We start from the raw sequence: 23,786 nt of genomic DNA, 5'->3' as shown, positions 1-23,786 counted from the left end.
CTTTATGCGAACCGGCTTCCACTTCGCTCGAAAACGCTATGTAAATTACTCGACGACCTTGGGTACAAGATAGAAGTGACCTTCGGTCGCAGGCGCGTTGGCAACGATATCGTCGGCGATCTCGCCGTCATTGACCAAATCCTGCCGCTTCTTCATCTGCATCGGGGTGACCGAGGTCATGGGCTCCACACCCTCGACATTGACCTCCGAGAGCTGCTCGACAAAAGCGAGCATGGCGTTGAGCTCGCCCTGCAGATGCGGAACCTCGCTCTCTGAAACCGCAATGCGCGCCAGATGCGCGATGCGGCGGACGGTAGTGGCGTCGACGGACATTATATAAGGCCTCTCACGGCAAAACCTATGTGCCGTATAGCAGAGGCCGCTTTTGCGCCGCAACCGGCGCCTCCCGCCTATCCAGCCAGCGCTTTCAGGCGTGCCAGGGCCGATTCCGCCAGATGCCGCGTCAATTCGGCTGCCGGGACCTCGCGGCCCAGGGCGATCGCCTGCCCGGCCCAGAGATTGGTGAAATCCACCCTGCCCTGCTTCTCGGCCGCCGCCTTCAGCGGCCCCAGGGCCGTTGCGGCATGGGGAAATGGCGGCGCGTCCGGCGAAATCGGGCCGGCCTCGCGCATCAGGCGGTTTTGGACGCCGCGCGCCGGCCGCCCCGTCATGACATTGGTGATGACGGTGGAATCATCCCGTCCCTCGGCGAGCGCCGCGCGGGCCGCCGCACTGACCTTGGATTCCGGACAGCGCAGATAGGCACTTCCGATCTGCACGCCGGATGCACCGAGCGCGAAGGCGGCTGCAATGCCGCGGCCGTCCGCAACGCCGCCGGCCGCAATCACCGGGACCTTCACCGCGTCGACCACCTGCGGCACCAGCGCAAAGGTGCCGGGCTGTTCGGAGATCTTGTCGGTCAGGAACATGCCACGATGGCCGCCGGCCTCCGCACCTTGTGCGATCACCGCATCAGCGCCGTGCTGCTCGAGCCAGACCGCTTCCTTCACCGTCGTCGCCGAGGAGATGACGAGACATCCAGCCGCCTTGACCCGCTTGAGCAGCGCGTCCTCCGGCAAGCCGAAATGGAAGCTGACGATCTCCGGCTTCAGCTCCTCCACGACCTCGCAGAAGCCGGCGTCGAACGGCGCGCGGTTCGCGGCATTGATGGGTGCGGCGGGATCGAGGCCATGCTCATTGTAGTAGCCCGCGAGGCGCTGTTTCCAGCGCGCCTCCGCCTCGGCCGTGAGCTCGACCGGTGTGTGGCAAAAGAAATTCATGTTCACCGGCGCGGAGACGCGCTGCCGGATGATGTTGACCTGCTCGCGCGCCTTCTCCGGCGACAGCATTGCGCTCGGCAGCGAGCCGAGCCCCCCGCCTTGCGCAACGGCGATCACCAACTCCGCGTCCATCACGCCGGCCATCGGCGCCAGCACGATCGGGAATTCGGTCTTGAAGAGATCGATCAGACGACGGTTCGGCCACATGGTTGTTCTCTCGCACTTTAGGCGGACACGCTGGAATTGCGCCGACCGATTAGCAGTTGCTCGGCCTCGGTCGCAATCCGTTCGACGATTTCGGCGGCAGACGGAATATCATGGATCAGGCCGACCGCCTCGCCCGCGATCACCGCGGCGATGTCGAAATTGCCTGCTGCCTTCGCGGCCGCATACTCGGCCCCGACTGCGGCGACATTCTGCATCAGTTCGACCTCGCGGCCGATCCAGCGTCTGGCGTGATCGTTGACAAGGCACCGGCCGGTAAACGGCGCGGGCCAGACATTGTTGCGGGAGAGATCGAAAATGATTCCCCGCACTGTTGCGCCACTATCTGCCGCGCAGATGCGCCGCTTGGCCTCTTCCGCACCATCGGCCTCCTGGCTCGCGTAGAAGCGCGTGCCGAGCAGCACGCCGCTTGCACCGAGCATCATCATGGCCGCAAGTCCCCGCCCATCGGCAATGCCGCCGGCCGCGACCACCGGCACACGACCCGCGGCAAGATCGACGATTGCCGGCACGAGATCCATCGTGGTGCGCGAAGCGCCGTGACCGCCGGCCTCTGTCCCCTGTGCGATCAGGATATCAGCGCCCGCATCGAGCGCTTGCCGCGCCATCGTCTCGTCCTGCACCTGGCAGATCAGGCGTGCACCGGCGCATTTGATGCTCGCCGCGAAGGGTGCGGGATCGCCGAACGACAACATGATCGCGGATGGGTTTGCGGCGAGCGCAATGTCGAGAAGTTCGGGCCGCTTGGCGAGGCTCCAAGTTATAAAGCCGATCCCGAACGGCGCCTTCATGCCGGCGAGCTTGGCAATCTCCTGCTCCAGCCAAATCCTCTCGCCGTAGCCGCCGCCCAGGATGCCGAAGCCGCCGGCGCGGCTTACCGCCGCCACGAGGCGGCTGCCTGCCACGACGTCCATCGGCGCCAGCAGGATCGGATGCTCAATCTCCAATAGCGTGGTCAGCGACGTCGCGATCGGCATGGCTCCTCCCAGGTCTGGACAGTGAGACTAGGCGCGAATACCATTCTCTAAAATTGAATTCTTGCGAACGCTGCCATCTCAAAAGAGAAACGATATTATGGAACTCAGCGACATCCAGACCTTCGCCGCCGTCGCCCGTACCGGGGGCATCACCCGCGCGGCCGAAGAGCTCAACACGGTGCAGTCCAACGTGACCCAGCGCGTGAAGGCGCTGGAGGCGGAGATCGGTACGCCGCTGTTCGAACGCCATAGCCGCGGCATGACCCTGACCGGCGCGGGCAAAAGGCTGTTACCTTACGCGCAACGGATGTCCGCACTGGCGCGCGAGGCCGTGCTCGCGGCCTGCGACGACGGCGAGCCCAAGGGACCGCTCGCGATCGGCTCGATGGAAACGACCGCAGCGGTGCGGCTGCCGCCATTGCTCGCGGACTTTCATCACCGCTTTCCAGCCGTCCGGCTGAGCCTGCGCACCGCGCCCACCGCCGACCTCGTCGCTTGCGTGCTCGAAGGCACGCTCGACGGCGCCTTCGTCGCAGGTCCGATCGCGCATGCCGATCTCATCGCGACAAGCGCGTTCCGCGAAGAGCTGGTGCTGGTCAGCGCGCGGCGCTGGGCCACGCTGGCCGAGCTGCGCGCCGGCACGCCGGAATCCGGCCCGACCGCGCTGGCGTTCCGCACCGGCTGCACCTACCGGCAGCGGCTGGAACAGATCTTTGTCGAGTTCGGCTGGCCGTCAGCCGCACGCTTCGAGCTCGGCACGCTCGACGGCATGATCGGCTGTGTCGCCGCCGACATGGGCGTGACGCTGCTGCCGCGCGCCGTCGTCGAACGCAGCGCGATCAACGGCAGCGTGTCGATCCACGCACTGAGCCATTCGCACGCGCAGGTCGAGACGCTCTTCATCCAGCGTCGTGCCGGACATCAAACCAGCGCGCTGAGCGGGTTTGCCGGCTGCCTGAAGCAAGACGACGAAGTCATCGCAGCCTGAGATGCCAGCGCGTTCCACCGCGCGAAATTCTCCGTCACAAATCTGTCGCACTTGATCAGATCGACGCTGGGCGCAGCGAGTGCTGCGTTCAGCCGCCGCAGCATGGCACCGCGAAAAGTTTTGAAGCCCGCGGCTTTTCTACGTTAGGATGAGCGACTGGCCAGCGCGAAATCATAACGAAGCCAAACATCGGCAAAAACATCGGGAGGACTATTGATGCGCAATACGCTCGTGTTGTGCTGTGTCGCCGCGTTGTCTGCGACGATCGAAACAGCAAGCGCCCAAGACTGGACCAAATCGAAATGGGGGCCGAACGACGAGATCGGTGCTGCCAACTACATGACGCCCGAACTCGTGCTGAAGTCCGCATCTCTGGTGAAGACCGGAAAGACCTACGCACTCGGCATTCCCGTTACGTCCAGCACGCCGGCCTATCCGCCGCGCAGCTTCAAGATCACCGTGGTGCAGCCGGGACAGGCGGGCAGCGCAGGTCTCGGACCGAACAAGGCGACCTATAACGACGACATCCTGGACACATGGGTCGGCATCGGCAGCCAGCTCGACGGCCTCGGCCATCTCGGCGTCGAGCACGTCTACTACAACGGCAACAAGCTCGCCGACTTCGCCGATCCCACCGGGTTGAAGAAGCTCGGTATCGAGAAGGTCCCTCCGATCGTCACCCGCGGCGTGCTGCTCGACATGGCGGCGTATTACAACACTGATATCGTGAAGGAAGGCACCGCCTTCAACGCCAAGGAGATCGACGAAGTCGCCAAGAAGCAGGGCGTCGAGATCCGACAGGGCGACGTCGTCATCTTCCACACCGGCTGGCTCAGCCTGATCGGCAAGGACGACAAGCGTTATTCGGCCGGCGAGCCCGGTCTCGGCGTCGAAGGCGCAAAATACCTGACCAGCAAGGGCGTCGTCGCGATCGGTGCCGACACCTGGGCGCTCGAGGTGCTGCCGTTCGAGTCCAAGAACGTGTTCGAGGTGCACCAGATCCTGCTCGCGATGAACGGGACCTACATCCTCGAGAATATGGACACGGCCGCGCTCGCCCGGGACAAGGGCTACGAATTCCTGTTCGTGCTCGGCCAGCCGCGCTGGACCGGCGGCGTGCAGGCGATGATCAACCCGATCGCGATCCGTTGATCGGGAGCTGCCCATCACGGGCGAGGATGGCCTGCCGCCCGGCAAGCCGCCTCGCCCGCTCTTCGTTTGTCCCGCCCGTCATCGCGGCCTGAGATGCCTACGCCGCAGCGCGACGACGGCCCGGATCGCCTGGGGTCTCGCGACACCCCTCCGCATCATATCCGACCGCGTCCGCCTAGATTCGGATCTCCTCGTAGGACTCGATGAGACGCGGGCCGACCGAGGTCTCCTCGTGCGAGTCCGCGTCGGCGAGATTGCCGAAGCCGAGCTTGGTCAGCTTCGCAAGATCCGCAATCGAGACCTGAAATACGCTGACATCTTCCTCGGACATGCGCTCGAGCAGATCCGCCTCCTCGATCCGGTCGATCCCCATGACCAGCTCTCTCTGGCTCATCAGGAATGCCGCCGCCTTGAGGACATCGTCTTCGCGGTCGCGCCGGATCAGTATCTTCCAGAAATACTTCGGAATCTGGATACCACCGAAGCTCGGATCCTTGTGCGGCCGACCGGACGGATTGGGCACATTGGATCCATCGGCGTCCGGTCCGTTGAAGACCGGTCCGTTCATCACGATGCCCTTCTCCTTGCCTTCAAGCAGAACATTACGCGTGTAATCCTCCAACCCTGCCCAGAGCTGCTTGCCCTGGTTGAACGAGAAGAACTGCGGCGAGCAATTGGTGAAATGGAAGGAATCGTCGCCGTGTTGCTTGGCCTTGGCGACCGTATCGCCCCAGGTCGCATCCAGGCGGCGCACGAGATGACCGCGGTCGAACGGATTCTTGCTGCGATCCGCCTCGAAAGTGGCCTGCTTGCGGTAGAACTCGTCGCCGATCTGGGCGTCCTCGTCGATGCGCGGATCGCGCAGCCAGGAATCACCCTCGCGCTTGCCGACGTCCTGCTGCTTTCCGCCGTCGATATTGACGCAGCTGAAGAAGGCAAGCCTGCGCTGTTTGTTCATGACGACGCTATAGTTGAAATACTTCAGCTCGAACTGTTTGGACTTCCCCTTCAACATCGCAATCTCGGGTTTAAGTTCAGCGGGAATCTTCGGCAAGGCGACGGAGAATTTGCCGCTGCCGAGAAAATTAGTCTTGAATCCCGGACGGGATTTAAGCGTGCTCTGGTCGATATGCACTGCCTCCATGGGCAGACCGTTGTTCGCGCTGATGTGAGGCAACAAGCCGAGCGGCGGAGCGACCAAAGGCCTGCTGCCGTTCTGCTTGCCGCCATTCGGCGCCCCTCCGTTGCCTCCGGCCGGGACTGGCAGGCGAGCCAACGGGGGCAAAGAAACATCCTTCCTGAACATGGGCAGCGGCACGCGAAACGGGACCACCAGCGACGCGCCGTCGACGGATTGCTCGACCCAGACGTTGGTGCCGTACGGCGCTGTTACGATCGAAGGCGGCTGGGCTCTCTGGACCTCGTGCCGGGTCGGCGGCTCAACCTCGTCAAGAACCGGTCTGATCAGGGCATGGGAACCAACGGCAATCTTGAGATCGGCAACGATTGCACTGATCCGGATGCCTTCGTTGGCGATCCAGTCGATCGAGGTTTCATCCATCGATGGATCCCAAACCTTGCCGTCCTTGGTGAGAGTGCGGCCCTGCGCATTCTTCTTTGGAATACCGCTGTGGTGCAGCGCGACCACCTGCCAGAAGCGGTTGAACGCCGGCGAACCAGACGACCCGGCCGTCGTATCGGTGTTATACCAGAGGAAGTCTCCGACATATTTAAGCAGCTTGTTCTCGCGGACGCAGACCTGCTTCATCTGTCCGCTGGGATGCTGGATGATGGTGAGGTACTCGCCGGGGTCCGCCTTGCCGGGCGCACCGCTGAGCGGCAACCACCCCCAATTCTCAAGCTCCTCGTGACCTGACAGCGAGGTCGGCGCCACCGCGACGATTGAGAAATCGAGTCTGTCGTTGGTGTAGAAGAATTTGGCCGGCTCGAATCCGAACCGGATCGGCACCCGCTCTTCTCCCGAAATGTCCAGCTCATAATCGAAATCGGCGATCGAATTGGCTGCGTCGACCGGCTTGCCGAAAACGTGATGGTTCGTCATCAGCAGGCCCGGCCCGATCAGAAAGCCCGAACCATAGCCGAGCAGATTCGACTTCATGTCCCTGAGGTGAATGCGACACACCGAGCGCGAGGCCGCGGTGCCCTTGGCGAGATAGTTGATGCTGTCGAGATCATTGCCCTGGATGATCCGCTCCAGGCCAATCTCTGCCGCCTGCACGTTCCCCGTCTCCGCGAACAGCTGGCGCTGGCGCAGGATTTTCTTGTCGGAGCTTATCTGGATCGGGCCATCGCCTAATTTTCGGTTCAGGGCTTCAGGTGAAAACTCGGCTTGCTTAAATCGCCTTTCTGAGCCCGCGATCAGGCTTGGCTTGATGAGCATGATGACCTCTCAAAAATGACTGGACGAATCTGGACGTTGTCGGGGGCGCATCGAAAATTTGCGCGAAGGTTGCAGCGCCGCCGGACTGTCGGGTGCTGCCCATCGTTCTGGAAATCGGAGGCTTCGCCCCGCACTACTTTAGACTATAAATTTAATTTACCGCAACCAGAGCGTCAATCGATGCGCGCGGCCGGAGACGCGACATCATGCCATCGTCCGCGACGTCACCCGTGTGAGATTTGCCACAAATGGTCGATACACCTGCGCATCACGATTTCGCGCGTCGTGGTGCCGCCGGACGATCTACGGCCTGAGACGCCAGCGCCGCAGCGCCACGACGGCCCAGATCGCCTCCGACCACGCCGAACGGCCAGGCCCCTTGCAGGAAGCCGTAGGCCGAACCGAGCACGCAGGACATTGCGAACAGCAGCACGAACCAGTGGCTGCGGTCTTCCAGGGCGTAAGTGACCAGCATCGCCGTCACGGCGAACAGGCCAAATAGTGTCAGCGCATCCATGTTCCGGGTTCACTCCGCAGCGCGACGCGTGATATGCGCTAACACCATGCCGGCTCTTATCCTGCCTCTCGTCGATGCTGCAATCCACTGGCCCGAACGCGGCGGGTTGGTCGGCCTTGATCTGGGTACCAAGACCATTGGCGTTGCCGTCTCCAATCCGGACCGCCGGTTAGCGACCGGCGTCGAGACGATCCAGCGCAAGGCGTTCAAGCAGGATGCCGCCCGGCTGCTCGCGATTGCCGGTGAACGCAAGGCCGTCGGCTTCGTGCTCGGCCTGCCCATCAACATGGACGGCAGCGAGGGCCCGCGCGCGCAATCGACCCGGGCGTTTGCCCGCAACCTCGCCGGCCTGACCCCGCTGCCGATCGGCCTCTGGGACGAGCGCCTGTCGACCGCTGCGGTCGAGCGCGAGCTGATCGGCATGGACGTCAGCCGCGCCAAGCGCGCCGAAGTGATCGACGAGCACGCCGCGATCTTCATCCTGCAAGGCGCGCTCGACCGCCTCGCCAATCTGCGCGCAGCCCCGGGGCCAGGCTGATCCATGGCCGTCGTGATCGCGGCGCTCCTCCCCGTCTTCATCCTGATCGTGCTCGGCGTGGTGCTGAGGCGCACCCTGATGCGGCTCGACACGCAATGGAACGGGCTGGAGCGGCTAACTTATTTCGTGCTGTTTCCGATGCTGCTGGTCCAGACGCTGGTGAAGGCCGACCTGTCCAGCGTGCCGGTCGCCGGCGTCGGCGGCGCGCTGCTGCTGTCGGCGCTCGCGATGTCGCTGCTCTGCCTCGCGCTCCGCCCGGCTCTCGCACGGCTCGACATCGAAGGTCCCGCCTTCACCTCGATCTTCCAGGGCGCGATCCGCTGGCAGACCTATGTGGCGCTGTCCGTCTCCGCCAACATGTTCGGCGAGATCGGGCTGGCGCTCGCCTCGGTCGCGATGGTGGCGATCATTCCTCTGGTCAACGTCCTCAGCGTCGCGGTGCTCGCGCACTTCGCCGCGCCGGAGAAGCAATCCGCGCGCGCGATCGTCATGACGGTTGTCCGCAATCCCCTGATCTGGGCCTGCGCGATCGGCCTCGTCATCAATGTCATTCATCTGCCGCTGCCCCGGATCTGGCATGAGGTAGCAGACGCACTCGGCCGCTCCTCCCTCGCCATCGGCCTGCTCGTCACCGGCGCCGGACTGCATCTAAAAGGCCTGCTCCGCCCCAGCGCGGGCGCCGCTATCGGCGTGGTGTTCAAGCTGGTGTTGATGCCGATGGTCGCGCTGGTGCTTGCCGTCTGGTTCGGACTGTCCGGTGACAGCCTCGCGATCGTCGCGATCTGCGCCGCAGTGCCGACCTCGACCAGCGCCTATGTGCTGGCCCGCCAGATGGGCGGCGATGCCCCACTGCTGGCGCAGATCATCACGCTGCAGACGATTTTGGCGGCGATCACCATGCCGATCGCCATCGCGCTGGTGGCCTAACTCCCCAGCCACATCGTCAGCACCACCGCCGTCAGATTGTTCAGCGCGTGCAGCACGATCGTGAGCCAGAGCGAGTTGCTGCGGTAGCGCATGTAGCCGAACCACAGGCCGATGGAGAAGACCTCGGCGAGGAAGTACAGGTCGTATTGCAGGTGCACGACCGTCCACAGCAGCGACGACAGGATGATCGCGCCGGGCACGCGCAGGAAACTCGCCGACCAGCCGCGATAAAGGAAGCCGCGCGCCAAAATCTCTTCCGACATCGGCGCTGCCACGCTGAATGCGAACAACAGGAAGAAGGCTGCGCCCTTATCGCGGCCAGATTTCAACAGATCGGTCATGAAGCCCGGCGTGGCCTCGCGGCCGAGGCTCCGCGACATCGTCTCCCAGGCCACGACGATCAGGATGAGGCCAACGGCGCCAAACAGGAGTTGCTTCCAGGACGGCCAATGCAGCGCGAGATAGTCGACGAAGGAGGTCTTCTTGATGCGGATGGCAAGCCACACCGCGGCCAGTGTCGCCGGCAGGCCCAATATCACCGACAGCGCGAGCGCCTGCGGCTCGCCGCCGACGAGCTGAAGCGACGCGAGGTCCATCGGCAGGCCACGCTGTACCGCCAGCAGAACGATGGCGCCGATCTGTCCGACGAACATTGCAGCGAAAATGACGACGCCCCATATCGCCGTGCCCCAGAATTTCCAGACGCGCGTCGCCTCGTGCGCTGGCGTCGCAGTCAGCGGCGGATGATCGGGATTGAGCGAGTCCATCAAGGCGCTTTCATTGGGGAGCATTCCGGGCTGGTCGGATTGCGATCTACTTCGTCCGCGGCGGAATCGGGAAATCATAGGCCGCCCCGCCCGCCCCCGGCAGGGAAAAATGCCACCACTCCTTCGCATAGTTCACAAAGCCTTGCCTCGCCATCGCTGCCACGAGCCGCTTGCGCCAGGCGCGCTGGTCCGGACTGATCGACGGTGCGGCGGTGTGCCCTTTCACGTCGGTGCAGTCATAGCCGGTGCCCATGTCGACGCTGCCCTCTGGCGGGCGAGCCTCGACCGGCGCGGTACAGTCAGCGTAGGCCTTTGACGGGTCGTATTTGCCTGAATTGTCGGCCTTGAGATCGACCAGCGTGAGATCGAGCGCGGCGCCCGTCGAATGCTGCGAGCGGCTTGCGATGTAGCCGAGGCGGAATAACTCGGTCTTGGGAATTTTGGGATTGTAGCGCCGCTCGGCGGCCGTCTCGTGGCCGTTCTGCGACCACCTGACCATATCGAGCGAGGCCCGCGCCGGCCGGTAGCAGTCGAACATCTTCAGCGAGAGATTTTGCGCCGCCAGTTCCTGCTGCACCGCCTTCAGCCGCAGCCCCACCTCCCGCTTCACCACGCATTCGCCGGCGCCGTAGCCGGCGAGCGGACGGCCGACGAAATTGTTCGAGGTGGCGTAGCGGATGTCCTGGACGATGCTGGGGTCGACGTCGCGCAAATAGACGAAACCGCCGGGAAGCGATTGGGCATGGGCGGATGAGATGAAGCCGATTGCTACAAGAGCGGTAAGACCTGTTTTCACGATGCCTCCACATCCTCCGGCGTCATTCCGGGGCGGCTCGAAGAGTCGAACTATGGTGCGGGCTCCCGCACCAGAGAATCTCGAGATTCCGGGTTCGATGCTTCGCATCGCCCCGGAATGACGACAAGGTACAGATCGGGGGATAACTCCCCGCCCGGGCTTTGGCCCTTGCCCCCCCGGCCATCCCCGCCTATAGGTCTCGCTTTAATGACATCGAAATCGACCTTCGTCCTCGGCCACCGGCATTTGCTGGGCATCGAGGGCCTTTCCGCGGCCGACATCACCGGCCTCCTCGACCTGTCCGAAGAATATGTCGAGCTCAACCGCCAGGTTGACAAGAAGCGCACCGTCCTGCGTGGACGGACGCAGGTGAACCTCTTCTTCGAGGCTTCCACCCGGACCCAATCCTCGTTCGAGCTCGCCGGCAAACGGCTGGGCGCCGACGTCATGAACATGTCGGTCTCCTCCTCGTCCATCAAAAAAGGCGAGACGCTGGTCGACACGGCCATGACGCTCAACGCCATGCACCCGGATATCCTGGTGGTGCGCCATCACGCCTCCGGCGCGGTGGAACTGTTGGCCCGCAAAGTCGACGGTTCCGTGATCAATGCCGGCGACGGCGCGCATGAACATCCGACCCAGGCCCTGCTCGACGCGCTGACCATTCGCCGCAACAAGGGCCGGCTCGAGGGCCTCGTGGTCGCGATCTGCGGCGACGTGCTGCATTCGCGCGTCGCCCGATCCAACATCATCCTGCTCAACGCGATGGGCGCCCGCGTCCGCGTCGTCGGCCCCTCCACGCTGCTGCCGCCCGGCATCGAGCGGATGGGCGTCGAGGTCGCGCGCGACATGCGCGAGGGGCTCAACGGCGCCGACATCGTCATGATGTTGCGGCTCCAGCGCGAGCGCATGAACGGCTCCTTCGTGCCATCCACCTCCGAGTATTTCCATTATTTCGGGCTGGACCAGAAGAAGCTCGCCTACGCCAAGCCAGACGCCCTCGTCATGCATCCCGGCCCCATGAACCGCGGCGTCGAGATCGACACTGCGGTCGCTGACGGCGCCCAGTCCCTGATCCGCGAACAGGTGGAAATGGGCGTGGCCGTGCGCATGGCGGTGCTGGAAGCGCTCGCCCGCAACCTGCCGAACGCGTGATGCTCATGTTGACCGACCGCCGACCCATCCTCCTTGCCAATGCCCGCGTCGTCGATCCCAGCAGGGATTTCGATGGACCCGGCGATGTCCTGATTGCCGACGGCATCATCCGGGAGACCCGCCGCGGCATCGGCGCTGCCGGCGTCCCCGAGGGCACCGACGTCGTCAACTGCGCCGGCAAGATCGTCGCGCCCGGCCTGATCGACATGCGCGCCTTCGTCGGAGAGCCCGGCTTCAGCCATCGCGAGACCTTTGCCTCCGCAAGCCAGGCGGCTGCGACCGGCGGCATCACCACCATCATCTGCCAGCCCGACACTTCGCCCGTCATCGACAACTCGGCGACGGTGGACTTCGTGATGCGTCGCGCCCGCGACACTGCCATCGTCAACATTCAGCCGATGGCGGCGCTGACCAAGGGCATGCGCGGCGAGGAGATGACCGAGTTCGGTCTCCTCAAGGCAGCCGGCGCGATCGCCTTCAGCGACTGCGACAAAAGCGTGATCAATGCGCAGGTGATGCGCCGCGCCTTGACCTATGCGCGCGATTTCGACGCGCTGATCGTGCACTACACCGAGGATCGCGATCTCGTCGGCGAAGGCGTGATGAACGAGGGCGAGTTCGCGTCGCGGCTCGGCCTGATGGGCATCCCGAACGCGGCGGAAGCCGTGATGCTGGAGCGCGACATGCGCCTGGTCGCGCTCACCGGCGGCCGTTATCACGCGGCGTCGCTGACCTGCATCGAGTCGCTCGACGTGCTCAAGCGCGCCCGCGACGCCGGCCTCGCCGTGACCGCCTCGGCCTCGATCAACCACCTTGCGCTGAACGAGAACGACATCGGCCCTTACCGTTCATTCCTCAAGCTGTCGCCGCCGCTGCGCACCGAGGACGACCGCCGCGCGCTGGTCGCCGCCGTCGCCTCCGGCCTCGTCGACGTCATCATGTCCGACCACAATCCGCAGGACGTTGAGGTCAAGCGCCTGCCTTTCGCGGAAGCAGCCCCCGGCGCGATCGGACTGGAGACCATGCTCCCGGCGGGCCTTCGGCTCGTGCATAATGACGAGCTGGGCCTCAAGACGCTGATCCGGGCGATGTCGACCCGGCCGGCCGAGATTTTGGGATTGCCTGGCGGAACCTTGCGTCCGGGCAGCCCCGCCGACGTCATCGTGATTGACCCCGATGTCCCCTGGGTGGTCGATCCCGCCGACCTCAAATCGCCCTGCAAGAACACGCCGTTCGACGAGGCCCGCTTTACAGGCCGCGTGATGCGCACCATTGTCGGCGGACGGACCGTGTACGAGCATGTCTGACGTGCGGAGCTGCAGCCAGGGAATTTGCAGACATGGCACTTGAATTGTTCCTGCCGGTGGCTTTCGCCATCGGCTACCTGCTCGGCTCGATTCCGTTCGGATTGATCCTGACGAGACTCGGCGGCACACAGGATATCCGCTCGATCGGCTCGGGCAGCATCGGCGCCACCAACGTGCTGCGCACGGGACGCAAGAGCCTTGCCGCGGGGACCCTGCTGCTGGACGCGCTCAAAGGCACCGTCGCGGTGGTGATCGCCGGCTACATCGCCGGTCCCAATGCCGCGATGCTGGCCGGACTCGGCGCCTTCCTCGGCCATCTCTTCCCGGTCTGGCTCAAGTTCCGCGGCGGCAAGGGTGTCGCCGTCTATATCGGCGTCATGCTCGGGCTGTTCTGGCCGGCCGCGGTGGTGTTCTGCCTGCTCTGGTTGGCGACCGCGTTCACCGCCCGCTATTCCTCGCTCTCGGCCCTGGTGGCCTCGTTCATCACCCCGCTGTTCCTGTTGTGGTTCGGCCAGCCCGCGCTCGCGGCGCTGGCGGCAGTGCTGACGCTGCTGCTGTTCTATGCTCATCGCGAGAACATCAAGCGACTGCAATCGGGCAAGGAAAGCCGGATCGGCGAGAAGGCATAAGCCGGGAATCCACGGATACCGCGGCACCCCTTCTGCATTATATCCAAATGGTGTTCGCAACTTGCAGCCGAATCACGGCTGTATGGACGAACGGGTTCCTGGCTTGGCCCTGATCGTGGGCATGGCTCTACGCGGTTGCTCAGAATGAGCGAGAAGATTGTCAGCTCGCATGTTGAAGGTGGCTTGCAGGGCACTGCGGCAAGCCGGATGCTCTCGACGACGGACATCTGGTCCGCTGGGCCCTTGCCGCTTGTCGCACCAGCGCCTGCTTCCGTCTCGCCACCATCGCGCGAGCCCGATCCGATCGTGGAAGCGCGGAAACCGGTCGAAAGCGTAACTGTCGCAGCGCCCATCGCGCACGATCGAACGCCGGGGCAATGGCCGCCGCAAAAACTGTCGCTGGCGCTTCAGGGCGGCGGCACCTTCGCTGCTTTCACCTGGGGCGTGCTGGAGCGGCTGCTGGAGGAGCCATCCATCGCGATCGACACCATCAGCGGCGCCAGCGCCGGCGCCATCAACGCGCTGCTGCTCGCCTCCGGTTTCGCCGAAGGCGGCCGTGAAGGCGCGCGTGCGCGGCTGAACCGGTTCTGGATCCGGCTGATGCACGAGGCTTCGTTCCGATCGCTGATGCTGATCGGCGGCTTCTCGCCGGCGGGAAGCTCGGTCGCGTTCGGTCCGACGCTGCGCTCCGGCCAGTTCGATCCGTTCGATCTCGATCCGCTGCGGCAGGCGCTGTCGCGCGACATCAACTTTTCCGCGTTGCGCGACGCGCGCTGTCCGAAGCTTCTGATCGCGGCGACCCGGATCCGCGACGGACAGCAGCAGATCTTCAGCAACGACGTGATCACCGCAGACGTCGCGCTGGCCTCGACCTGTCCACCGCTGGTTCATTGCGCGGTGGAGATCGACGGCGAGGCTTATTGGGACGGCGGCCTCGGCGGCAATCCGCCACTGCTGCGGCTCGTGCAGGACACGACGAGCACCGAAATCCTGCTCGTCCAGGTCACGCCGGCGCGCGACAGCTACGTGCCGATCACGCTCGCCGCGATCGACCGCAGGCTGGACCAGATCGCGGCCAACGCCGCCCTCAATGCCGAGATCGCGGCGATGGAATGGGCGCAATCGCAGACCGGATCGTCGTTGCGGCTCTCAAGAATCGCCGCGGAAGATTTCGTCGACGGCCTGGCGCAGCGCTCGTCCACCGATCTCGGCCGCGGTTTCATTCGCGCGCTGCACCGCAGCGGCCGCGAGGCCGCCGGGCGCTGGCTCAAGCAAGGTGCCGATCACAGCGTAGCGCCGGCCGCATCCGGCCAGCGCATCGTTGCCCTCGAACCTGCGCTAGCCTGATTTCGCCAGCGCCTGCTCCAGGAACCACGCCGTCGCCAGCGCATGCGCGTCGTTGCCGAAGCGCGCGATCACCTGCACGCCGATCGGCAGGCCATTGGCCTTGAGCACCGGCACGTTGACGCAAGGGTTGCCCATCAGCGTCCAGAGCCTGTTGTAGCGGGGATCGCCGGTGCTCGCGAGCTCCTTGGCCGGCGGCGTGCCTGGCGCCGAATAGGTCAGAAGCACGTCGAACCGCTCGAACAATTCGCCGAGCTCGCGGCGCCCGCGGCGGCTGATCCGGCGTGCGTCGTCGTAGTCCTTGGGTGTGAGACCGACCGTCGCGTCGAGACTGGCGCGCAGCATCGGCGCGATCTCGTCGTGGCGTTCGGAAAATTCCCAGGCGAGCGCGCGATGCGCCTCGAAGTCCTGAATGATCGGATGGATGCGCCAGGCCTCCTGCACCGCCTGCGGCAGATCGATGGTCTGCACGCCGGCGCCGGCCTTCTCGGCGGCCTTGATCGCGGCCTGCAGCCCCTCCTCGGCGGCCGGCTCCACCGCACCGGCGAACTCCTGCCGGACCACCCCGATGCGCGGCGCCTTCGCCGGGACAATGCCAGTGAATTCGGTGCGGCCGGACATCGCCAGCAGTCCCCGCGCGAGATCTTCCGCGCGCGCGCCGAACAGGCCGACCGTGTCGAGCGCCCACGAATAGCATTTGACGCCGACCGTCGGCAGCATCCGGAACGACGGCTTGATCGCGGCGGTCCCGCAATAGGCCGCAGGCCGGATCACCGAGCCGCCGGTCTGGGTCCCCAGTGCCAGCGGGATCATGCCGGCACCGACCGCCGCGGCCGAGCCCGAGGACGAGCCGCCCGGCGTATGGCCGAGATTGTGCGGATTGAGCGTCGGGGTCGGATCGCGCGAGGCGAACGCCGTGGTCGTGGTCTTGCCGATGATGGTGGCGCCCGCCCGCTTCAGCATCATCACCACAGGCGCGTCCGCGCGCGGCTGCCAACCGCGATAGATCGATGATCCCATCTCGGTCGGGAAATCAGCGGTGTCGATGATGTCCTTGATCCCGACCGCGATGCCGCGCAGCGCCCCGGCGCCTTGCGCCTTCGCGGAGCTGTCGTGACGGACGAAGGCGTGGACGTCCTTCTCCCTGGCCTCGATGGCTGCATGCGACTGCGCGATGGCGGCCTCAGGCGAAAGCTCGCCCGCTTCGATGCGGCGCTGGAGGTCGGCGAGTGAGATCATGGCAAAACCCTTCTTATTGGGATCGCTTTTAGCATCGCGACGAAGCCGCGCAAGCGCACGCCACTGTTGCCCACGCCCTCAGGTTGTTCCATGCTGTGCCTGCAAGGAGCCGCCGTGGACGCCATCAATCCAAGTGTAGAGCTGACCGAAGCCGACAGGATCGACCGCCTGCGGCTGATCCGGTCCGACAATGTCGGGCCGCGCACGTTCCGGTCGCTGGTCGATCATTTCGGCACGGCGCGCGCGGCGCTGGAGCGGCTGCCGGATCTCGCACGCCGTGGCGGTGCGCAGCGATCGGCACGCATCTGTAGCGCCGACGAGGCGAAAGCCGAGCTTGCCGCCAGCCGCAAATTCGGCATCGCCTGGCTCGCGCCCGGAGAGGACGGCTATCCGGCGCGGCTGGCAACGCTCGACGATGCGCCCCCGTTGCTCGCCGTACGCGGCGACAATGCCACGCTGGTGCGGCCGATGATTGCGATCGTCGGCTCGCGCAATGCCTCCGGTGCAGGCTTGAAATTCGCCGGTCAGCTCGCCCGCGAGCTTGGTGAAGCCGGCTTTGTCGTCATCTCCGGCCTCGCCCGCGGCGTCGATCAGGCCGCGCACCGCGCCAGCATCGAGAGCGGCACCATCGCCGTGCTCGCCGGCGGACATGACTGCATCTACCCGCCGGAGCATGGCGCTCTCATCGCCGCGATCCTCGACCGCAAGGGTGCTGCGATCTCGGAGATGCCGCTCGGCCATGAGCCGCGCGCCCGCGACTTCCCCCGTCGCAACCGGCTGATCTCGGGCGCCGCGCTCGGCGTCGTCGTGGTCGAGGCGGCGCATCGCTCGGGCTCCCTAATCACCGCGCGCATGGCGGCCGAACAGGGCCGCGAAGTGTTCGCGGTGCCGGGCTCGCCGCTCGATCCGCGCGCCGCCGGCACCAATGATCTGATCAAGCAGGGCGCGACGCTCGTCACCGAAGCCGCCGACGTCGTCAACGCAGTCGCACCGATCATGGAGCGGCCGCTGATGCGCACCGCGAACGAGCCCGACCGCGAGCCGTTCGAAAGCGACCCGCAAGGACACGACCGCGACCAGATCACCGGCCTGCTCGGCCCTGCCCCCGTCACGATCGACGATCTCGTGCGGATGTCCGGCGCCTCGCCTGCCATCGTGCGCACCGTGCTCTTGGAGCTCGAGCTCGCCGGCCGGCTCGAACGCCACGGCGGTGGCCTTGTCTCGCTGCTTTAAGGAGTGTTCCGCTCGTCGAAGCGCGTGCGCGCCGAGGCGATCTGCTGCTGATGGGTGATCGCCCATTCGCCGAGTGCCTTCACCGGCTGCTGCAATCCGCGGCCGAGATCGGTCAGCTCGTAATCCACCCGCGGCGGAATGGTCGGGAAGATCGTGCGCGTGACCAGGCCGTCGCGCTCGAGCCCGCGCAGTGTCAGGGTCAGCATCCGCTGCGAGATGCCGTTGATCATGCGCTTGAGCTCGTTGAAGCGCTTGGGTCCATCACTCAGCATCATGATCACGAACACGCTCCATTTGTCGCCGACGCGCGCGAGGATCGAGGCGACGCCACGGCAGTCCGCGTGGTCGCGATCCGGCATCGGTGGGGCAGTCAAATCGATGTGCGCAGGTTTCAAGGATGTGCCCATGGCTCAAAAATGTGCGTTCTTGCGGGGATTTCGATAGTCACTCATGTAGCTCTGGTTACAAACTTATACCAGGGTGATCCCGAATGAAACTCCTCCACATCGACTCCAGCGTGCTCGGCCCCCACTCCGTCTCCCGGCAGGTCTCGGCCGCCATCGTCGACCGTCTCCGGCAGGCGACGCCATCGCTGGACATCGTCTATCGCGACCTGACGCAGAGCCCGCTCGCCCATCTCTCCGGCTCGCATCTGGCGGCCGCGCAAGGCGCGCCTGCGCCGGCGGAACTCGGCCCCGACCTCGCCGCCAGCAAGGCCGCGCTGGACGAGTTTCTTGCAGCGGACATCGTCGTGATCGGCGCGCCCATGTACAATTTCACGATTCCGAGCCAGCTCAAGGCCTGGATCGACCGGGTCCTGGTGGCGGGGAAGACGTTCAGCTACGGAGCCAACGGCCCGCAGGGCCTTGCCGGCGGCAAGCGCGTGATCTTCGCGATCTCGCGCGGGGGCTATTACGGCGCCGGCTCGCCCGCCGCGTCGCTGGAGCACCTCGAAAGCTATCTGCGGGGCGTGTTCGGCTTCATGGGCATCCATCACCCCGAATTCATCAGCGCCGACGGAATCCAGGTCGGGCCGGAGCATCGCGAGAAGTCGCTTGCAACCGCGCTTCAGGCGGCAACCAGCCTTCGCGCGGCCTGACGCAACGCGCACATCGTCGGCCGCCGCAACTCGGTCGCGGCGGCTGATCGAGCGGTGCGCGATCGGCGAAGCTAAAACCAGGCGCCCTGAATGCCGAGGATGACGGCGACGAGCGAGACGAACAGGCCGATGCCGGCAAAAAGAGCGACCCCGATGAACTCGGAGGTGTCGGAACGCTTGGCGGGAACGATGGTATTTTCAGTGTAAATACGCGGTGCTGAAATCGGGGAAATAATACGAGCTGCCTTTGGCATATCGGGCTCCCTTGAAATGAGTCTCGTGACCCCTGCCCGTAAAAGGGTCTTGGCAGCCAAAGCGAAGGTTCAACGCCTCACGCAAGGTTCAGAAAATACAGCTCGCGAGAGGTGGGGATCAGCCGGCGCAACCGCTTTGCGTGCGCCGACCGATTCAATTTTCACTTCAATTGATCAGCCACGATAGATCGGCGCACCGCTCGGCGAGGCGACCGCACCGCCGTCGACGAAGATTTCCTGGCCCTGCACATGCGCGGAATCGTCGGAGGCCAGGAACAGCACCGTCTTCGCGACGTGATCTGTTTCGCCAATGCGCCCCAGAGGCGTCGTCAGCGCGATCCGCTTCTCAAACGCCTTCTCGGCTTCGGGCGTCGCAGTCGCAGGTCCCCAGATCGGCGTGCGGATCGCACCGGGCGCGACCACGTTGACGCGAATGCCGCGCGGCGACAGTTCTGATGCCATGATCCGCGCCATCGCCCGCACGCCGGCTTTGGCGGCGCCATACGCCGAATAGCCGGGAATGCCGAGCACGGAGATCACCGAGCCGTTGAGGATGATCGAGGCGTTGTCGTTGAGATAAGGCAACGCGGACTGAACGGTGAAGAACACGCTGGTCAGATTGGTGCTGATGACCTTCTCGAAGACCTCCAGCGTGGCCGACCCCAGCGGGGTGCCGCCGGCGATACCGGCATTGGCGAACACGATGTCGAACTTGCCGAATTTTTCCGCGCCCTTCTTGATCGCAGCTTCGGTCGCGGCAATGTCGGTGGCGTCGGCGGCCAGCGCGAGCCCGTTCGGCCCGAGCTCCTTCGCGGCCGCCTCGAGCGTCTCCTTGTTGCGCCCGGTGATCACCACCTTGGCGCCCTCGGCCACGAACAGCTTTGCCGTCGCCAGTCCAATGCCGCTATTGCCGCCGGTGATCAGGGCCGTCTTGTTCTTCAGTCTCACGTTCGCCTCCAGTGGTTGCATCATAAAACTATGATTGCCATCTAGGGCATATGGTTTTATGATGCAACCACACAAGCGCGTGATCGGCTCTGAGATCGGGCGATCGCGAAAGGACTAAGCAATGGTGAAACGAACGAGCTTCGAGGGCGATACCTGTCCGATCGCACGCTCGCTGGAAGCGATCGGCGACCGGTGGTCGCTGCTGATCATCCGCGAGGCGCTGTTCGGCCTGCGCCGCTTCGGCGAGTTTCAGAGCAAGCTAGGCATGGCCAAGAACATCTTGTCGGCACGGCTGGGCTCACTCGTGGACCACGGCATTTTAGCAACCGCCCCCGCGTCCGACGGCAGCGCCTATCAGGAATATGTGCTGACGCCGAAGGGCCGCGGCGTCTTCCCGGTGTTGGTAGCGCTGCGCCAATGGAGCGAGGAATTCGACGATCGCCCGTCGGAGATCGCGACCATCCTGGTCGATCGCGAGAAAGGCCGCCCGGTGCGCAAGCTGGAGCTGCGCGCGGAGGACGGGCGATTGCTGACGCAAGCCGATACCACGCTGAAGCCACGGCCGGCGCCGCGGCGGCGGTCGGCGGGATAGCGGCGCGCTGTCTCTCCAATGTCGTCCTGGCGAAAGCCAGGACCCATTACCCCAAGCAGGAGTTTGGCGAAGACTCGTCACCCGGAATTCCCACCGCGCTCCGGTCGATAGACCTCGCGGTATGGGTCCTGGCTTTCGCCAGGACGACTCCGGAGAGAGAGAGAGAGAGAGCGTGATCGATTCCGCTCGGTCTTCGCTGCTACGACAGCTTGCGCTTGCTCCGCAGCCGCAGATGCTCGTCAGCTTCCAGCTTGGTCATGCCCAGGAGATAATGCAGCACGTCGAGCTTGTGCCGTTCGGCGAGCTTGCGCAGTGCCCCGACCTGCTCGGCGATGAAGGCGACCGCCTCCTCGACGCCGCCCTCCCCCGGTTCCTCGTGACGCGAGCCTCCAGCCGCGCGCGATGCGGCGCCCGCCCGTTTCTTTCCTGGCTTAGTCACCAGCCCCCACCCGAATCCATGCCCCGCAGAAACATTACGCCGACATCGGCCGCAACTCAAAGGTGGTGTTTTGCAACTTTCTCGATATGAAACTTTTCCCATCTGGATGGCTTTCAACACCCCTCGATTTGACAGCGAGGGCCTCACCACCCATGTTCGGGACGAAAGGGCCGACCCGAATCTCATCGAATTCGGCCCCAAATTTCCCCATAAGTTACTGGAACTACATGAATATCGTCATTGTGGAGTCGCCGGCGAAAGCCAAGACGATCAACAAGTATTTGGGCTCGTCCTACGAGGTTCTGGCCTCGTTTGGCCATGTCCGCGACTTGCCCGCGAAGAACGGCTCCGTCGATCCCGACGCCAATTTCAAGATGATCTGGGAGGTCGACCCCAAGGCGGCCGGCCGGCTCAACGACATTGCCAAGTCCCTCAAGAACGCCGATCGCCTGATTCTGGCCACCGACCCTGATCGCGAGGGCGAGGCCATCTCCTGGCACGTGCTGGAGGTCTTGAAAGAGAAGCGTGCGCTCAAGGACCACAAGATCGAGCGCGTGGTGTTCAACGCCATCACCAAGCAGGCGGTCACGGACGCCATGAAGCATCCGCGCCAGATCGATGGTGCGCTGGTCGACGCCTATATGGCGCGCCGCGCGCTGGACTATCTGGTCGGCTTCACCCTCTCCCCCGTGCTGTGGCGCAAGCTGCCGGGCGCCCGCTCGGCGGGCCGCGTGCAGTCGGTCGCGCTGCGGCTGGTCTGCGACCGCGAGCTCGAGATCGAAAAGTTCGTTGCGCGCGAATACTGGTCGCTGATCGCGACCCTGCTGACGCCGCGCGGCGACGCCTTTGAGGCACGTCTCGTCGGCGCCGACGGCAAGAAGATCCAGCGCCTCGACATCGGCACCGGCGCGGAAGCCGAGGACTTCAAGAAGGCGCTGGAAGCCGCCAGCTACGCCGTGACCGCGGTCGATGCCAAGCCGGCCCGGCGCAATCCGCAGGCGCCCTTCACCACCTCGACGCTGCAACAGGAGGCCAGCCGCAAATACGGCTTTGCGCCGGCGCACACCATGCGCATCGCGCAGCGGCTCTATGAGGGCATCGACATCGGCGGCGAGACCACCGGACTCATTACTTATATGCGGACCGACGGCGTGCAGATCGATCCGTCCGCGATCACCCAGGCACGCAAGGTGATCGGCGAGGATTACGGCAACGCCTATGTGCCGGACGCACCGCGCCAGTACCAGGCCAAGGCCAAGAACGCCCAGGAAGCCCACGAAGCGATCCGGCCGACCGACATGTCGCGCCGTCCCGACAGCATGAGCCGCAAGCTCGAGTCCGATCAGGCGAGGCTCTATGAACTGATCTGGAAGCGCACCATCGCGAGCCAGATGGAATCGGCCGAGCTGGAACGCACCACGGTCGACATCACGGCGAAAGTTGGCGGCCGCACGCTCGACCTGCGCGCCACCGGCCAGGTCGTCAAGTTCGACGGCTTCCTCGCACTTTATCAGGAAGGCCGCGACGACGAGGAGGACGAGGACTCCCGCCGCCTGCCCGCGATGAGCCCCAACGATGCGTTGAAGCGGCAGTCGCTCGCCGTCACCCAGCACTTCACCGAGCCGCCGCCGCGCTTCTCCGAAGCCTCGCTGGTCAAGCGCATGGAAGAGCTCGGGATCGGCCGGCCCTCGACCTATGCCTCGATCCTCCAGGTTCTCAAGGACCGCGGCTACGTCAAGCTCGAGAAGAAGCGCCTGCACGGCGAAGACAAGGGCCGCGTCGTGGTCGCTTTCCTCGAAAGCTTCTTTGCCCGCTATGTCGAATACGACTTCACCGCCAATCTGGAAGAGCAGCTCGACCGCATCTCCAACAACGAGATCTCCTGGCAGCAGGTGCTGAAGGATTTCTGGACCGGCTTCATCGGCGCGGTCGACGAGATCAAGGACCTGCGCGTCGCGCAGGTACTCGACGTGCTCGACGACATGCTGGGACAGCACATCTATCCGCCCCGCACCGACGGCGGCGACATCAGGCAGTGCCCGAGCTGCGGCAACGGACGGCTCAATCTCAAGGCCGGCAAGTTCGGCGCCTTCGTTGGCTGCTCGAATTATCCGGAATGCCGCTACACCCGTCAGCTCGCCGCCGATGGTGAGGCCACCGCCGATCGTTCGCTCGGCCAGGACCCCGATACGGGTCGCGATGTCTGGGTCAAGGCCGGCCGGTTCGGGCCCTACATCCAGCTCGGCGAGCAGAAGGATTATGCGGAGGGCGAGAAGCCGAAGCGCGCAGGCATTCCGAAGGGGACCTCCCCTGGAGATGTCGAGCTCGAGCTTGCGCTCAAGCTGCTGTCGCTGCCGCGCGAGATCGGCAAGCATCCGGAAACCGGCGAGCCGATCACGGCAGGTCTCGGCCGCTTCGGCCCGTTCGTAAAACACGAGAAGACCTACGCGAGCCTGGAGGCCGGCGACGAAGTGTTCGACATCGGCATCAACCGCGCCGTGACGCTGATCGCGGAGAAGATCGCCAAGGGCCCGAGCCGCCGCTTCGGCGCCGATCCCGGCAAGGCGATCGGCGATCATCCCACCCTCGGCACCGTCACGGTGAAGGGCGGTCGCTACGGCGCCTATGTCACGGCGGGCGGCGTCAATGCGACGATCCCGAGCGACATCGAGAAAGATGCCATCACGCTGCCGCAGGCGATCGCGCTGATCGATGAGCGCGCGGCCAAGGGCGGCGGCAAGAAACCGAAGAAGGCGGCGAAGCCGGCCAAGGCCAAGAAGGCTGCGGCGAAGGCCGCCGACGGCGATGACGCCGCGCCAAAAACCAAAAAGCCGGCCGCGAAGAAGGCGGCCAAACCCAAATCCGAATCCACCAGCAAGGCGCGCGCCGCCGTGTCGTCGACGGCCAAAACGTCGCCGACCAAGGCAGCTGGCGCCAAAGCTCCGGCCAAGAAAAGTGCCGGCACCAAATAGAGGTTAA

The 23,786-nt window shown here is 64.8% G+C and carries 23 protein-coding genes and 1 pseudogene; 12 read left to right on the top strand and 12 right to left on the bottom strand.

Annotated features, from left to right (window positions below; all coding sequences use genetic code 11):
• Nucleotides 1-45 precede the first annotated feature (45 nt).
• From gatC to ABIC03_RS14995, 3 genes are all read right to left on the bottom strand, one after another.
• Complete coding sequence (gene gatC, locus ABIC03_RS15005) at nt 46-333, bottom strand: Asp-tRNA(Asn)/Glu-tRNA(Gln) amidotransferase subunit GatC (RefSeq protein WP_354058879.1); 288 nt, start codon at nt 331-333, stop codon at nt 46-48.
• A 77-nt stretch (nt 334-410) separates the two neighbouring features.
• Nucleotides 411-1,487 (bottom strand): NAD(P)H-dependent flavin oxidoreductase, encoded by a 1,077-nt coding sequence (locus ABIC03_RS15000; RefSeq protein WP_354058878.1) that lies wholly within the window; start codon nt 1,485-1,487, stop codon nt 411-413.
• Between the two features lie 17 nt (nt 1,488-1,504).
• Complete coding sequence (locus ABIC03_RS14995; RefSeq protein WP_354058877.1) at nt 1,505-2,482, bottom strand: NAD(P)H-dependent flavin oxidoreductase; 978 nt, start codon at nt 2,480-2,482, stop codon at nt 1,505-1,507.
• Between the two features lie 97 nt (nt 2,483-2,579).
• Here ABIC03_RS14995 and ABIC03_RS14990 point away from each other — a divergent pair, with 97 nt between their 5' ends.
• Together ABIC03_RS14990 and ABIC03_RS14985 are read left to right on the top strand one after the other, a co-directional pair.
• On the top strand, nt 2,580-3,470 hold the full coding sequence (locus ABIC03_RS14990) for a LysR family transcriptional regulator (protein ID WP_354058876.1): 891 nt from the start codon (nt 2,580-2,582) through the stop codon (nt 3,468-3,470).
• A 216-nt stretch (nt 3,471-3,686) separates the two neighbouring features.
• The gene (locus ABIC03_RS14985) at nt 3,687-4,622 is read left to right on the top strand and encodes a cyclase family protein (RefSeq protein ID WP_354058875.1); all 936 of its coding nucleotides are present in this window, start codon (nt 3,687-3,689) and stop codon (nt 4,620-4,622) included.
• Nucleotides 4,623-4,797: 175 nt separating this feature from the next.
• Here ABIC03_RS14985 and ABIC03_RS14980 read toward each other — a convergent pair whose 3' ends face one another.
• Nucleotides 4,798-7,023: a DNA/RNA non-specific endonuclease gene (locus ABIC03_RS14980; RefSeq protein ID WP_354058874.1), complete on the bottom strand. Its 2,226-nt coding sequence runs from the start codon at nt 7,021-7,023 to the stop codon at nt 4,798-4,800.
• Nucleotides 7,024-7,326: 303 nt separating this feature from the next.
• Nucleotides 7,327-7,540 (bottom strand): annotated as a pseudogene (locus ABIC03_RS14975) (hypothetical protein).
• Nucleotides 7,541-7,586: 46 nt separating this feature from the next.
• Between ABIC03_RS14975 and ruvX the strand changes: the two are divergent.
• Both ruvX and ABIC03_RS14965 read left to right on the top strand, forming a co-directional pair.
• Nucleotides 7,587-8,078 (top strand): Holliday junction resolvase RuvX, encoded by a 492-nt coding sequence (ruvX, locus tag ABIC03_RS14970; RefSeq protein ID WP_354058873.1) that lies wholly within the window; start codon nt 7,587-7,589, stop codon nt 8,076-8,078.
• 3 nt (nt 8,079-8,081) lie between these two features.
• A complete protein-coding gene (locus ABIC03_RS14965) occupies nt 8,082-9,005 on the top strand; it encodes an AEC family transporter (RefSeq protein ID WP_354058872.1) in 924 nt (307 codons plus the stop codon).
• Here ABIC03_RS14965 and ABIC03_RS14960 read toward each other — a convergent pair.
• Nucleotides 9,002-9,772, bottom strand: a complete 771-nt coding sequence (locus ABIC03_RS14960) for a CPBP family intramembrane glutamic endopeptidase (protein WP_275168398.1) — start codon at nt 9,770-9,772, stop codon at nt 9,002-9,004. The two genes, ABIC03_RS14965 and ABIC03_RS14960, sit on opposite strands and share 4 nt — an antisense overlap.
• A gap of 46 nt (nt 9,773-9,818) precedes the next feature.
• Complete coding sequence (locus ABIC03_RS14955) at nt 9,819-10,568, bottom strand: M15 family metallopeptidase (RefSeq protein WP_354058871.1); 750 nt, start codon at nt 10,566-10,568, stop codon at nt 9,819-9,821.
• 207 nt (nt 10,569-10,775) lie between these two features.
• On the opposite strand from ABIC03_RS14955, the gene ABIC03_RS14950 reads away from it, so the two are divergent.
• From ABIC03_RS14950 to ABIC03_RS14935, 4 genes are all read left to right on the top strand, one after another.
• Nucleotides 10,776-11,723: an aspartate carbamoyltransferase catalytic subunit gene (locus tag ABIC03_RS14950; RefSeq protein ID WP_007603315.1), complete on the top strand. Its 948-nt coding sequence runs from the start codon at nt 10,776-10,778 to the stop codon at nt 11,721-11,723.
• A gap of 5 nt (nt 11,724-11,728) precedes the next feature.
• Nucleotides 11,729-13,030 (top strand): dihydroorotase, encoded by a 1,302-nt coding sequence (locus ABIC03_RS14945; protein WP_354059652.1) that lies wholly within the window; start codon nt 11,729-11,731, stop codon nt 13,028-13,030.
• Nucleotides 13,031-13,062: 32 nt separating this feature from the next.
• A complete protein-coding gene (plsY, locus tag ABIC03_RS14940; protein ID WP_354058870.1) occupies nt 13,063-13,659 on the top strand; it encodes a glycerol-3-phosphate 1-O-acyltransferase PlsY in 597 nt (198 codons plus the stop codon).
• Nucleotides 13,660-13,803: 144 nt separating this feature from the next.
• The gene (locus ABIC03_RS14935; protein WP_354058869.1) at nt 13,804-15,006 is read left to right on the top strand and encodes a patatin-like phospholipase family protein; all 1,203 of its coding nucleotides are present in this window, start codon (nt 13,804-13,806) and stop codon (nt 15,004-15,006) included.
• On the opposite strand, the gene ABIC03_RS14930 is transcribed toward ABIC03_RS14935, so the two are convergent.
• Nucleotides 14,998-16,242 (bottom strand): amidase, encoded by a 1,245-nt coding sequence (locus ABIC03_RS14930; RefSeq protein WP_354058868.1) that lies wholly within the window; start codon nt 16,240-16,242, stop codon nt 14,998-15,000. The genes ABIC03_RS14935 and ABIC03_RS14930 overlap by 9 nt on opposite strands.
• A gap of 90 nt (nt 16,243-16,332) precedes the next feature.
• Between ABIC03_RS14930 and dprA the strand changes: the two genes are divergently transcribed.
• The gene (gene dprA, locus ABIC03_RS14925; RefSeq protein ID WP_354058867.1) at nt 16,333-17,475 is read left to right on the top strand and encodes a DNA-processing protein DprA; all 1,143 of its coding nucleotides are present in this window, start codon (nt 16,333-16,335) and stop codon (nt 17,473-17,475) included.
• On the opposite strand, the gene ABIC03_RS14920 is transcribed toward dprA, so the two are convergent.
• Complete coding sequence (locus ABIC03_RS14920; protein ID WP_354058866.1) at nt 17,472-17,882, bottom strand: winged helix-turn-helix transcriptional regulator; 411 nt, start codon at nt 17,880-17,882, stop codon at nt 17,472-17,474. The genes dprA and ABIC03_RS14920 overlap by 4 nt on opposite strands.
• Nucleotides 17,883-17,965: 83 nt before the next feature.
• On the opposite strand from ABIC03_RS14920, the gene ABIC03_RS14915 reads away from it, so the two are divergent.
• The gene (locus tag ABIC03_RS14915; protein WP_354058865.1) at nt 17,966-18,574 is read left to right on the top strand and encodes an FMN-dependent NADH-azoreductase; all 609 of its coding nucleotides are present in this window, start codon (nt 17,966-17,968) and stop codon (nt 18,572-18,574) included.
• Nucleotides 18,575-18,645: 71 nt separating this feature from the next.
• Here ABIC03_RS14915 and ABIC03_RS14910 read toward each other — a convergent pair whose 3' ends face one another.
• Both ABIC03_RS14910 and ABIC03_RS14905 read right to left on the bottom strand, forming a co-directional pair.
• Complete coding sequence (locus ABIC03_RS14910) at nt 18,646-18,828, bottom strand: hypothetical protein (RefSeq protein WP_354058864.1); 183 nt, start codon at nt 18,826-18,828, stop codon at nt 18,646-18,648.
• 174 nt (nt 18,829-19,002) lie between these two features.
• Nucleotides 19,003-19,776: an SDR family oxidoreductase gene (locus ABIC03_RS14905; RefSeq protein WP_275167913.1), complete on the bottom strand. Its 774-nt coding sequence runs from the start codon at nt 19,774-19,776 to the stop codon at nt 19,003-19,005.
• Nucleotides 19,777-19,897: 121 nt separating this feature from the next.
• On the opposite strand from ABIC03_RS14905, the gene ABIC03_RS14900 reads away from it, so the two are divergent.
• Nucleotides 19,898-20,368, top strand: a complete 471-nt coding sequence (locus ABIC03_RS14900) for a winged helix-turn-helix transcriptional regulator (RefSeq protein WP_354058863.1) — start codon at nt 19,898-19,900, stop codon at nt 20,366-20,368.
• 199 nt (nt 20,369-20,567) lie between these two features.
• Here ABIC03_RS14900 and ABIC03_RS14895 read toward each other — a convergent pair whose 3' ends face one another.
• Nucleotides 20,568-20,807 carry a hypothetical protein gene (locus ABIC03_RS14895; protein ID WP_007603303.1) on the bottom strand — a complete coding sequence of 80 codons (240 nt, stop codon included), beginning with the start codon at nt 20,805-20,807 and terminating at the stop codon, nt 20,568-20,570.
• A 227-nt stretch (nt 20,808-21,034) separates the two neighbouring features.
• Here ABIC03_RS14895 and topA point away from each other — a divergent pair, with 227 nt between their 5' ends.
• The gene (topA, locus tag ABIC03_RS14890) at nt 21,035-23,779 is read left to right on the top strand and encodes a type I DNA topoisomerase (protein WP_354058862.1); all 2,745 of its coding nucleotides are present in this window, start codon (nt 21,035-21,037) and stop codon (nt 23,777-23,779) included.
• The last annotated feature ends 7 nt before the right edge of the window (nt 23,780-23,786 follow it).

The sequence above is a fragment of the Bradyrhizobium sp. RT6a genome (genome assembly GCF_040547675.1).
Classification (GTDB): domain Bacteria; phylum Pseudomonadota; class Alphaproteobacteria; order Rhizobiales; family Xanthobacteraceae; genus Bradyrhizobium.
The sequence above is the reverse complement of the archived record's forward strand: the minus strand, read 5'-3'. Positions and strand labels throughout refer to the sequence as shown.